Below are 12,427 nucleotides of genomic sequence, written 5' to 3'. Positions count from 1 at the left end.
CAAGGCCAGCAGTATTGCGGCTAGAAGGTAGTTCCGCATCAGCCCCTCCCTCGAGCCCGTCCGCACAACGCCGCACCAAGCCGAATATATTGGCTGCGATGACAAATGTTAATTCCGGTCATCCTGGCGGGTATTTTCTTGCCTGATGTCGCCGCGAGCCGCCGCCATTTTCGATCGTTCCGCGCAGCTCGAAGCCGCTCCGTTCTTCCCTTGCTAAGCCCCTTCCTAAATCTGTGACCGTGGCAGGTATTTTTTCCCCCTGTACCTGCGAACGATCGCCGCTCGGCCGATGATTTCGGTGTCGCAGCCAAGTCAGCCATGGCTGCGAAATGATCCGGACAACGTTCGTCAGGTTCTTTCGTCCCGGCCGCGGACGACGCTCGACGATTATCAGGCACGTCTCGTGCCGCCATGCGCAGAGTTAGCTGCGCCAGCTTCCGGCAGACACCGGCGCGTGCTGCAATCTCGGTGACCTTGTAACCTTCGCCGTTCTGCGCGGCGTCGTCACGCATCTGACGCGATTGCTCGGCCGGCAGATAGTCGAACAGACACTTGCCATTCTCGGGCACGAAGGCGTCGAGATAGACCAGGGAACGGATCTTCGCCGCGATCTGCTCGGCGACGCCGGTGATGACCATGCCGCCGTAGGAATGGCCACACAGCACTACGTCCGACAATTCCTCGCAGCGGATGACACCGACAATGTCCCGAACGTGCGTGTCGAGATCGATCGCGCGGTTGATCAGGTGAGCGCGCTCGCCGAGGCCGGTCAAAGTCGGCGTATAGACCTCGTGCCCGGCCTGGCGCAACAGCCGCGCCACCCGCTTGTAGCACCAGCCGCCATGCCAGGCGCCGTGGACGAGAACGAAGGTGGTCATGGTTGTCCTCCCGCTATCGGTCGGGTCTCGGCGCAACCTACCATTTTGGCACCGTCTTGTCGTCCCGCGCCTGAAGCGGCAGCCTCCATGCCACATTGAAGGACAGCGAGGACCTTCTTCGGGTCGTCGAGAGAAAAAGTCTCTATAAGTAGATCTTGTCCGCCATGTCGAGAACTTAGAACTCCTCAGCGCGTTCAGGCACTTCTGAGTTGGGTCAAACTGAGAAGTCCCGACGTGCAGCCGGGAACCCGGCACTCCAAGAGCGGACATTGTCAGTCCGGCCTCTTAGGTCCGAAAAGTGGCCGATACTGTTGCAAAAGTCGAAAGTTGCAGGGCTAAAGATTTTTCGCGAAAACACTAAGTAGCGAGCGATCGCTGATTCGTATGACCTCAATCGCGTTACCGACGTCGCCTGTGAATTTTGCGTGAGGTCGGGAGGTCCCCTCACATCTTGTACACGAATGCCGCGCCCACTGCCCGCAGAATTTTGGTCATCGGCGAAAATCGACTTTTGCAACATGGGGTAATTCCGGGATCGAGCCAGACAAAAGGCAAAGGAATCAGCTCTCCAGGAACGTAAGAGGCCAGCCTCATGTGGCCTCGCAACGATGGAGAGCGGCAATGGAATACTATGTCGGACTGGACGTATCGTTGAAGCAGACATCGATCTGCGTGGTCGATCAGACGGGGTCGGTCGTGCGAGAGGGCGTGGTCGATTCAGATCCTGAGGCGATCTCAGTTTACGTGAGGTCAAAAGCGCCGGATGCAGTACGCATCGGCCCCGACAACATCGCCCGAGCGCGTGAGTTGCTCGCCGTTTCAAATTCCCATGCCGAGCCCACCGCTGCCGCCGCCGATCCCGGCAAGCCGATTGTCCATGCTGCGGCGGTCGCATGATCATCATCGAGGTCTTCGAGCGCGGTGCAACGCCACGGCATCGGCCGACAGCTTCACCTACCGCAATCAAGATCGATACCTCATGACCGCGTCACACCCCCGCAAATCTGATCGTCGCACTAGCTGCCTCTCCACCGGCCACGGTAGAACGCGCTCAGATATCCAGCCGTCGTCTCAAATCATCCGACCCTTCACTGCGGTCGATGCGACCCGCCGCTCATCCAGCAGCCGTTTCACCGTCCACCAGCTTGCTGGAGCGCCTCGACTCCATTCACACACCTCAGCCGCGGCACTCAAATCCCCTAGCTCTCGCCGCGCTACCCTCGTGCCCCCTCCGGCGGTTTCCTCCCTTGGAGGTTTGCGGACGCCGGCCCCGCGCCCGCGGCACCACCGTCATGGGGCCGGCATGCGAAAACCTTCACAGAAGCGGTCGTAAACGATCGCGCGAGCGTTAGTGCTGATTTCATTGAGATGCAGACGTATGCCAAGGCTAGAAGCGATCGGATTGGTAGGTTGCCCCCGGGGTAGCGCTGCCGCTTTGCGGAGCGAGTTCATCGGCTTTGCGGATGGACGGTTTGTTACATCAAAAACACAAGGTCGCCGATCGCTGAAGCTTGTTTGGAGCTAAGAGTTGACATTGCAATCTGTCCTCCACGTTATAAAGTAACATTGGGACAGTCTGGAGTGCCTGCGCGGTCCCCGGTGAGCGTAGTGCGCCATGAATTGGTTTCGAAAACATCTCAAACTTGGCTCGCGGCTGGCGCTGTTTGCGCTCGCGATCCAGTTTGCGCTGTCGTTCGGGCATTTCCACGGGACAGCCGCCGTGCAGGCGGCGCCGGCCGCTCAGAGCGGGCTGGCCGACGCCGATCTCGCCATTGCCGCGACCCTTGCCGAGCGAGGAACGCACTCCGAAGCCGCGCAGCGGCAACAGCCTGCGGGCCACGATGACGACCACCACACGGCCAAGATTTGCGCGTGTTGCGCTGTCCTCTCGCTTGCCAATAATTTCCTGTTCGCCACGCCGCCGCGGCTCGAGCTGCCGCGGGCTGTCGAACTTCTGTATCTGACCACCGACGCCGAATTCGCGCATCTCGGCTCGCTCCATCCCGCATTCCACTCCCGCGCGCCTCCCGTCTCCTGACATCGATTGTTTGATGCACTCCCGAGGGGATCGCCGCGCCACGCGCGGCCGATCCACCGAGGGAAAATCGGAATCGATCCGTCGCGCATCGACGGAATCAGGATCGGGACAATGACATTCAAGAAGAAACGAGCGTTCTACATAGGTGGAACAAGCTGGCTACTGCTATGTGCGGTGGGCAATAGCGCGATGGCCCAGGATGCGGCCACGCCGCCGTCCTCGACACAGTTGCCTGAAATCACCGTGACGGCGCCGAGCCCGATCGTGCGCCGCCGCGTCGTTATTCCGGCGCGTACGCCAGTGCGCGTCGCCCGTACAGCGCCCGGCCGCACCCGTGAGCGCGCGCCGGAAGCTACGCCTGCGCCGGCCGCTCCCGCGCCTCAACAGGGCGTGCTGCCCGTCGTGACCGACCAGTTTGCCACCGTCACCGTCGTGCCCAACGAGGAGATCCGCCGCGACGGCACGGCTCAGCTCGGCGATCTCCTGTTCTCAAAACCCGGCATTACCGGCTCGACCTTTGCGCCGGGCGCCGCTAGCCGGCCGATCATCCGCGGTCTCGACGTCAATCGCGTCGGCATCACCGAAAATGGCGTCAACGCCGGCGGCGCTTCCGATCTTGGCGAAGACCATTTCGTTCCGGTCGATCCATTGGCGACAAACCAGGTCGAGGTCATCCGCGGTCCGGCGGCGATGCGGTGCGGATCGACATCGATCGGCGGCGTCGTCAGCGCAACCAACAATCGCATCCCGGACTCCCTGCCCACATGCGCGGCCACACCGTTCCAGACCTACGGACTGCCGGCTAAAGCGCCGCTCGCAAACGTGGGATCACCTTACTGCGTTACGGTCGAAACCCGAACGGCCGTCAGTTCCGTCGACCGGGGTGTCGATGGCGGCATTCTGCTCGATGCCGGCGGCGGCAATTTCGCGATCCATGCCGACGCCTATGGCCGCAAGGCCAGCGATTACAGCATTCCGGGCTATCCGTATTTGTTCGACCAGACCCGCCCGGTCAACGGCCGGCAGCCGAATTCGGCGATGCAGGCGGATGGTGCGTCGATCGGCGGCTTTTACATCTTCCATGGCGGTTTCATCGGGGCGGCGATCACGCAGAACGACACGCTTTATCGCATTCCCGGCATCGACGGCGCCGATCACCAGACCCGGATCGACGCGCATCAGACCAAATTCACGGCCAAGGGCGAATACAGGCCGGACGCGGCGGCGATCGACGCGGTACGTTTCTCGGCCGGCGCCACCGATTACAAGCACAACGAGATCGGCTCGCGGACCCCGCCGATCCGACAACGCTCGGCGTGCGGCAGACCTTTACCAACAAGGAGCAGGAAGGGCGCGTCGAGGTGCAGATGGCGCCGTTCAACGCGCGCTTTGCCGCCGTCACGACGGCATTCGGCCTGCAGGCCGGGCATCAGGAACTGACGGCGCCAAGCCCGGACGATCCAACCAGTCCGCTCAACGGATTGTTTGATCCGAACAAGAATAACAGGGGCGCCGGCTACGTCTTCAACGAATTCAAGTTCACCGAAACCACCAAGGCGCAGATCGCCGGCCGGATCGAGCATGTCAGTCTCAGCGGAACGACGCCGGCATTCATTCCGGAGCTGTTCGACCTCAATGCCAATCCTGGCGATATCGGTCCGCCGACGGCGCGCAATCCAAGCTTCACGCCGAAGAGCGCGAGCATCGGCTTGATCCAGAATCTTCCAGGCGAACTGGTTGCCAGCATCACCGCGCAATATGTCGAGCGCGCGCCCAAGCCGGCGGAATTGTTTTCGCGCGGAGCGCACGACGCAACCGCCACCTTCGACATCGGCAATCCCAATCTGGGCATCGAAACCGCCAAGTCGATCGAGATCGGACTGCGACGGGCGACCGGCCCCTTCAGGTTCGAAGCAACCGCTTACTACACCAAGTTCAATGGCTTCATTTTCCGCCGTCTTACCGGCAACACCTGCGAAGATGTCGCTTGTGTCGGTCCTGCCGACCCGGCGTATCCGCTTGAGCTGAACCAGGCGATCTATTCGCAACGCGACGCCACCTTCCGCGGCGGCGAGTTCCAGAGCCAGTTGGACGTCGGCCCGCTGAACGGTGGCATCTGGGGCATCGAGAACCAGTTCGATGTCGTGCGCGCGACTTTCAGCGACGGCACCAATGTCCCGCGCATTCCGCCGGTGCGCGTGGGCGGCGGCCTGTTCTGGCGCGATGCCAACTGGCTGACGCGGGTCAACCTGCTGCACGCCTTTGCGCAGAACGACATCGCCCCGATCGGCGAGACGCCGACCGCAGGCTATAACCTGTTGAAGGCGGAGGTCAGCTACAAGACAAAGCTCGATCCGTCCTGGTTCGGCCCACGCGAGATGATGGTCGGCCTGGTCGGCAACAACCTCTTGAACGAGAACATTCGCAACGCCGTCTCCTTCAACAAGGACCAAGTGCTGTTGCCGGGCATCGGCGTGCGGGCGTTCGCGAATCTGAAGTTTTGAGCCGAAAGGCCGAAAGGAGAGCTACCGCTGACAGCCGGAAGAGGTCTCAAGATGAGTGGCAGAGGTGGCGCAGCAATGGCCGGTGGCTGGCACGGTATCGGCGCCGATACCGGCCCCCGGAATGCTACGGAACTCGCGAATTGTGGCTGGCTCGTCGAGGTTTACTTGATTGGGGAACGCGAAACTGATCCCAGGTTCTTCGCTGTTGGAACACACGAGGCTGGCGACGCGGAAGAGGCGATCCTGCGCTATCCAGGTATCGTTCGCGAAGACAAAAGGAACGCGCGGCGACGCCTTTCCGATAAGGAGATCGCGTGTCTCGGACTGAGAGCGGATGGCGTGAGGCCGTATATTCTAGGGCCTAGTTGGGAATGATCACCGCAAGGCAAGTTCTGGATCGATGTTGCCAAAGCAGGCTCCGGGGGTGGGGCATCGAACGCTGAGTAGAAATCCGCTACGAGGTGACGTTATGACGATTGGCGATCGGTCGTCGTCGCGGCCGTATAGCTTCTCTGGAGCCGGTAATGCCCACCCGTAGAGATGTACTCCTGCCGCAGGCAACTGGTGTCCCTGCAAAACCGTGCCTGCTCATCACAATGCAAATGTTCGACGTGCAGCTTGATCACCCGTGAATTGTCGCGAACTCGGCGGCGCACGCCGGATTGTGGAGGACGAAGTGCGGACACGCCTCGCTACATACGGCACTAAGCGGCGAAGACAAATTCCACAAGTACCACCGCCAATTATCGCGCCCAATTCTGCCAAGAATCAGACCCGCTTGAACAGGCCATTCCGGGGGTAATCCGTAGTGGTAAGGCCCGGCGTATGTCTTCCGGCAACCTCGTGCGCCAGGCCGCTTATTCGTTCCACGTGCGTTCACCGCAGTCGCACTTAAACATATGAAAGACGGCTCCGCTTTCGCTGTCCACCACCGTTCTGACGAGGGCGAGCTTTCCCGCGCACAATCGGCAGGTCTCGGTTGATTGATCGTCGAAGGTGGCGATCTTCTCGGCCCAAAATAACTCCACGGCGTCCCCGCCAAAATGAACGGTTAACATAACCAGAATTGGCCAGGGAAAAAGTGGCAATTTGACCTAAGGGCCATTTCTGGTATTTCATTTGCGGGCGATGGAGAAGGCTGCCAGCGCGACGGCATGTGTCTGGCGTTGCTCGGCAAACGGCTCGCCGGCATCTGAAACGTTTGATTGCCCACAAATCAAAGGCCCGCCGGTTCATGCTGGCGGGCTTGTTCGTCGCGGCGCCGCGTCTCTTCCATGAACCGTCGCAGCTCGCGGAGTTCCTCCTTTCGGAGCTCCCAAAGCCAGACGCATCCGCCGATGAACCCGGCCAGGGTGAATGTGCCGAGGGAGTGTTCGTAGGACCACCGCTTCGAAGAGGTTGCGGACGAAGTAGATCGCGCTGATAGCGATCAGCGTCCACGCAATGAGCCTTCTCTTCAATCACGATAGCGCTACCCCGGTTGCTACCCCAGCGGGTCTTGAAATGATCGGCAATACGCCTGCGGATGCATTGCTGTTGGTATCGAACGTCGCGGGATTGCTCGCGATTGTCGTCCTTTTCAAGCTGGTTCGCGAAGAATTTGGTGATCAACTGGCTCTCGCCACAACCGCGCTGCTCAGCTTTTTTCCCGCTTCGGTCTTGCTATCGGCCGGGTATACCGAGCCCTTGGCACTGCTGCTAATCGTCTCGTTCTTTCTTGCTTTGAAACGAAAATACTACTTGTCGGCAGCACTGCTTGCAGGCTTGGCAGTCTCTACCCGATCGACGGGCGTTGTCCTATTACCTGTCCTTCTTTGGGAGATGTGGGCCAATCGCGATCAGACGAAGTTCCTTCTTGCCCTCGTGCCATGCGTCCTTCTTGCGACGTCGGGCATCTGGCTATTCATGACCTATCTCTGGAGCGCCTTCGGAACTCCGTTTGCTTTTGCGGATGGGCAGGTGGCATTCCATCAAGGAACGACGCTAGCGACAAGATTGATCGCGGCACTAAAGCTTGAGCCGTTCACACGAATAATGCTCAATGATTGGAATCCATGGGGACAAGCTAGCTGGTTTACATTATTGTTCATTGCCCTGATTGTTTTGGGCTGGTCTCGACTGCGCGCAAGCTGGACACTGTTCGCCATGGCAGTCCTGTTACTGCCATATCTAACACTCAGCGGTGGGCCAGCAGGCTTCGTCTCGATGAGTCGATTTAATCTCGTTTCATTTCCCCTGTTTGTGACGTTGGCAGGTTTAGGATTGCGAGCGAAGTGGCTTTTGGCAGGGGTGATAGGACTCTTCGGCGCGTCCTTGTTCATGAACACCGCCTTGTTTGCTCGTAGAATTTGGATCGGTTGACTCGCGATGACATGGTTGAGCAACGACTCAGTTTCACGCTGCGTGTCCACCACAGATTTTTCAGATCGAATGTTCGCTTCGGGTCAATCGCGTCGTTTTGGTCGGCTAGCCACTTCCGGACCACCCCGATCAGCGGGCATTCGCAGGGTACGTCGGCACGCCTTAAGGTGCCATAAGCCGGCCGAAATATCCGCGTTGCTGACCGAGAGTCTCGCAGATAGGCTTATAAGCAGATAGGCTTTATAAGAAGTCGAGGCGGCAATCACGGAGCCACGACCGACCAATCTCGCATGGTTTGCTTGATGCGCTCGAGCTCCTCTGACGGTATAATGCTCATGTGACAGATGGTGTTGCGTCTGACGGTGGAACCCACTCCTGCAGGCTCGGGTAGCCGCCCGACCGCCATAGGAGCCTGAATATGAACTTAGTCTGTGCGGGCGTATCAACGAGTTAGCAGGAAGTTATCCGGCGATCGCGTGTAGCGCGAATGGTCAAAGCGCAACCAATAGGGCTCCCCACCAAGAGGGCCGCGTATTGCAATCCGTATCCAAGATTCCCGGTCGCTATTATCTGGCAATCTTTGTGCTGGCGTTCGCGACGCTTTCCTACCAGATCCTGATAACGCGCTTCTTCAGCGTTATGCTCCATTATCATTTCGCATTCGCGGCCATTTCACTTGCCATGCTGGGGCTCACCCGCGGAGCGATGGAGGTCTATGGCAAGCCCGCCCGTTATGCGGCCGAGCGGGTCGGGATCGAATTCGCGCGCCACGCGTCATGGTTCGCACTCAGCAGCGTTGGCGCAATGATCGTCTTCCTGTGCGTGCCGCTCGTCGTATCTGCAGAAAATGTGCCCCTCGCTCTGGCGCTGGCGACCATCGCCTTCGTGGCTCCGTTCACGGAAGGCGGGGTTTGCATCACGCTATTGCTCACGCGCTTGCCGTATCGCGGCGGGTGGCTCTATGCGGCCGATCTCCTGGGCGCCGCAGTTGGATGTCTCTGGGTGATCTTCATACTGCTGGTGATTGACCCGGTAAGCGCCACGTTATGGATCGGAGCTTCTGCTGCCGGCGTTGGCTGGATCGTCGTGCGAACCAGCGATGACGTCCGTAGTGTGCGTTTGAGCGGGGCTGTCGCGCTAGCGCTCGCCGTCGCGGCCACCATGCACTCCGGCCTTGACCTGGCCGGTCGAAGCCATCTCGGTGTGTTCTGGGCCAAGGGCGCTGAGCAGACCGGCACGCTGTTCGAACGCTGGAATACCTATTCGCGGGTGAGGGTGCGCGAACTGGCCGACAAGGTCCCGTTTGGCTGGGGTCTGGTCCGCACTCCTGATGCCCGGATCGACCAACACTACCTCGACATCGATGCCGATGCAGGCACGGTCATCACCAGGTATGATGGCGACATCGGAAAACTCGGCTACCTGAAAGATGATGTCATCAATGCAGCCTACCTCGTGCAGCCGGCGGCCGACGTCGCTGTCGTTGGCGTCGGCGGCGGTCGTGACATCCTTTCCGGTCTGCTCTTCGGCGCCAGCCGGATTCGCGCAATTGAGATCAACCCAGCGATCTTCGAAGTGCTCACCGAAAAATTCGCCGATTTCTCCGGCCATCTCGATCGCCAGCCCGGCGTATCCTTGGTCAATGCCGAGGCGCGAAGCTACATCAACCACTCGCCCGAGCGGTACGACCTGGTGCAGATTTCACTCATCGACACCTGGGCGGCGACGGCGGCCGGCGGCCTGACGCTCACCGAAAATCATCTCTATACCGGGGAGGCGTGGGATGATTTTTACCGGGCGCTCAAGCCTGGCGGACTGTTGTCGGTATCACGCTGGTACGGTGCCGAGAAGCACCGTGGCGAGCTATACCGACTGATCGCGATTGCCGCGAGCGCGCTGCAGCTCAAGGGAGTGTCGGCCGGGGAACTGCGGCATCACGTCGTCGCGGTCAACGTCGGCAACATCGTGACGGTGATTACCCGGCCTGACGCGTTCAGCGGCGCAGAATGGCAAGGCGCGCGCGAGAGACTTCAGGCGCAGGGCTTCAAGATATTGTTGGGGCCGGACTTCACCTTCGATGCCGTCACCTCGATATTACTGTCCGACAAGGCAGACCAGGCTTTCTTCGATTCGCTGCCGGAAAACATCGCTGCTTCGACGGACGACAATCCGTTCTTCTTCTATACGTCGCGCTTCAGCGATTTCGTGAGCATCCATAGTTGGGACATCATGAGCAACAATGTCGCGATCGGCATCACCGGCTTGCTCATCATCGTAGCGCTCTGCGCTTGCGGATATTACATCGTGCTGCCCTTCCTCCGTCTTGCGACGCGGATGCCAATGGCGACACTGACGCCGCCCGTGGCCTATTTCAGCGCGATCGGGATGGGCTTCATGCTGATCGAGATATCGCAGATGCAGCGCCTGATGGTCTTTCTCGGACATCCCGTTTACGGGCTGAGCGTCGTGCTATTCACAATTCTTCTCTTTAGCGGGATTGGCAGCGCCACGGTCGGTGCGGATACCTCCTCCCGATCACGCGTCACCGTCTTCAGGACTGCCGCCCTCCTCACCACGCTCGTGGCGGCAGGGCTGCTGACACCGCTGGTCACCACCTGGGCGCGGTCGCTGTCAACCGACATGCGTATTCTGGTGTCTCTCCTGCTGCTGGCTCCTCCTGCATTCTGCATGGGGATGATGTTTCCGCTCGGCCTCGGTGTCTGGCGCCGTCATCATGAACTGCTGCCGTTCTTCTGGAGCACCAACGGAATTACGTCGATGTTCGCCTCGGTGCTGGGTGTGGCGTTGTCGATCCAGTTCGGCATCGCCAAGACCTATGCGCTGGGGGTGTGCTCTTATGCGGTCTGCGCCATCGTGATCATTGCAAGCCGCTGGGTGCAGTCGATCGACAGGTCAGCCGAGAAGGGCCCCGTTAGCCCCGAGGCTGGTATCGCAGGAAAGGAAGGCGCCGCGATTCGGCGGCCACATCAGTAAAGGGAAGTCCGAATACCGCGTCTTCGGGGAGGGGCAAGGGGGATGGCAGTCGCACCCACTGCAGATGCGAATAGTGCATCGCAAGCGCGACGTGCGGCGCACGACGGCTATGGGTCACGTGTGGACGGCGCCCTGGCAAGAACTTTCTGACGTTTTGCAGCATTGGTCGGGTGCGGTCACGTGTCCGGCCTTTTAATGCGGCAGGTGTGGCCGCTGGCCCTAATGCTCTGCGCGGATCGGGTCCCAATCGTTCGCATGCACTTGAAAGTGCGTTGACCCAAACGGGCTCTCCCAATCCCCGGAACAACCGTATCTGCATTACGTCGTCATGCCCTCGCCAATCGTTGAAACTCCTGTTGTCTATGCTGCTGGCAGCAATCTTGGCTCTTTGAACTGCTCTCCGCGTACCATCATGGCCCAGGCCATGCGCGCGATCTTATTGGCAAGCGCCACGGCGGCGACCTTGATCGGCCGGCGCTCCATAATATGCGCCAGCCAGAGGCGCCGCGTGCCATGCTGCCGCGCATATCGGATAACGGCCATGGCGCCCGTGACGAGCAGCCATCGCAAATACCGATTTCCCTGCTTTGAAATTCTGCCCAACGTTCCTTGCCGCCGGTCGAATGCTGCTTGGGAACAAGCCCGATCCAGGCCGCCAGGCTTCGTCCGGACGAGAACTCTTTCCAGTCACCGACTTCTGAGACCAGGGCGGTGGCGACGATGGGACCAACGCCTGGGATCTGCTCGAGCCGGCGACTTTCTTCGCTCGAACGATGCCAGGCATGGATGCGCTTCTCGATAGCTCCGATCTCTGCTGTGATCGCGGCGTGTTGGCCGGCAAGAACATCGAGGCTGAACCGTGCGGCCGCGGGTATCCGACCATCCTTCTCGTCAGCAATGATCTTGAACAGCTCGGCTGTGCCGTTGCGCCCCTTTGCCGAGATAATGCCGAGCTCGGCCAGGTGACCACGGATCGCGTTCGACAGCATCGTTCGTTGACGGACCAGTAGCTGTCGGCTGCGATGCAGCATCAGGCCTGATTGTTGCTGCTCGCTTTTGGTCGGTACAAAACGCATCGACGGACGTGTCACTGCCTCGCAGATCGCCGCAGCATCATTAGCGTCGTTCTTACTGCGCTTGAGATAGGCCTTCACATAACTGGGCGGCATCAGCCGCACCGTATGGCCGAGCGCCCGGAGCTCACGGCTCCAATAATGGGCACTTGGGCAAGCTTCAATGCCAACAACGCAAGCCGGCAAAGTCGAGAAGAACTCCAGCACCTTGGCGCGGCTCACACGTTTGCGGATCACAACCGCGCCATCAACATCTGCGCCGTGAACCTGGAAGACTGACTTCGCAATATCGAGACCAATCGTGCTAACCTCGCCCATGGACGGCTCCCCTCAAAGTGGTTTGCTTCAACGCAACCACCCTATGGCACTTCGATGCCGCAGAGTGGGCGCCGTCCACAGCATCAATCGCGTCGGCTTGGCCGGGACCACGGCGACTTCCGGTCTACCCCGGCGAACGGACATTCGCACAATAGGCGGGCATGTCTCAAAGGTGCCACGAACGGACTCATGCATCGCAACAAATTCGAGGAAATTCATTGGCGCAAATCTGATCTCCAGTGCGACAGGACGTCGGTGGTT

General features: G+C 59.9%; 5 protein-coding genes and 2 pseudogenes. 5 read left to right on the top strand and 2 right to left on the bottom strand.

The features are described from left to right. Positions 1-38: 38 nt before the first annotated feature. Positions 39-878 carry an alpha/beta fold hydrolase gene (locus tag RX328_RS29750; RefSeq protein WP_213256691.1) on the bottom strand — a complete coding sequence of 280 codons (840 nt, stop codon included), beginning with the start codon at positions 876-878 and terminating at the stop codon, positions 39-41. Positions 879-1,499: 621 nt separating this feature from the next. Between RX328_RS29750 and RX328_RS29745 the strand changes: the two genes are divergently transcribed. From RX328_RS29745 to RX328_RS29725, 5 genes and pseudogenes are all read left to right on the top strand, one after another. Then, a complete protein-coding gene (locus tag RX328_RS29745; RefSeq protein ID WP_213256693.1) occupies positions 1,500-1,775 on the top strand; it encodes a hypothetical protein in 276 nt (91 codons plus the stop codon). Between the two features lie 718 nt (positions 1,776-2,493). After that, positions 2,494-2,916: a DUF2946 family protein gene (locus tag RX328_RS29740; RefSeq protein ID WP_213256695.1), complete on the top strand. Its 423-nt coding sequence runs from the start codon at positions 2,494-2,496 to the stop codon at positions 2,914-2,916. 111 nt (positions 2,917-3,027) lie between these two features. Beyond that, a pseudogene (locus RX328_RS29735) lies at positions 3,028-5,420 on the top strand (TonB-dependent receptor). A 1,443-nt stretch (positions 5,421-6,863) separates the two neighbouring features. After that, the gene (locus tag RX328_RS29730; RefSeq protein ID WP_213256697.1) at positions 6,864-7,781 is read left to right on the top strand and encodes a glycosyltransferase family 39 protein; all 918 of its coding nucleotides are present in this window, start codon (positions 6,864-6,866) and stop codon (positions 7,779-7,781) included. A gap of 534 nt (positions 7,782-8,315) precedes the next feature. After that, on the top strand, positions 8,316-10,775 hold the full coding sequence (locus RX328_RS29725; protein WP_249727243.1) for a hypothetical protein: 2,460 nt from the start codon (positions 8,316-8,318) through the stop codon (positions 10,773-10,775). A gap of 360 nt (positions 10,776-11,135) precedes the next feature. Here the strand turns inward: RX328_RS29725 and RX328_RS29720 are convergent. Then, positions 11,136-12,166, bottom strand: a pseudogene (locus RX328_RS29720) (IS110 family transposase). Positions 12,167-12,427: the final 261 nt, after the last annotated feature.

The sequence above is a fragment of the Bradyrhizobium sp. sBnM-33 genome, from assembly GCF_032917945.1.
In the GTDB taxonomy this organism is placed as follows: Bacteria; Pseudomonadota; Alphaproteobacteria; order Rhizobiales; family Xanthobacteraceae; genus Bradyrhizobium.
This window is presented reverse-complemented; position numbering and strand designations above follow the sequence as displayed.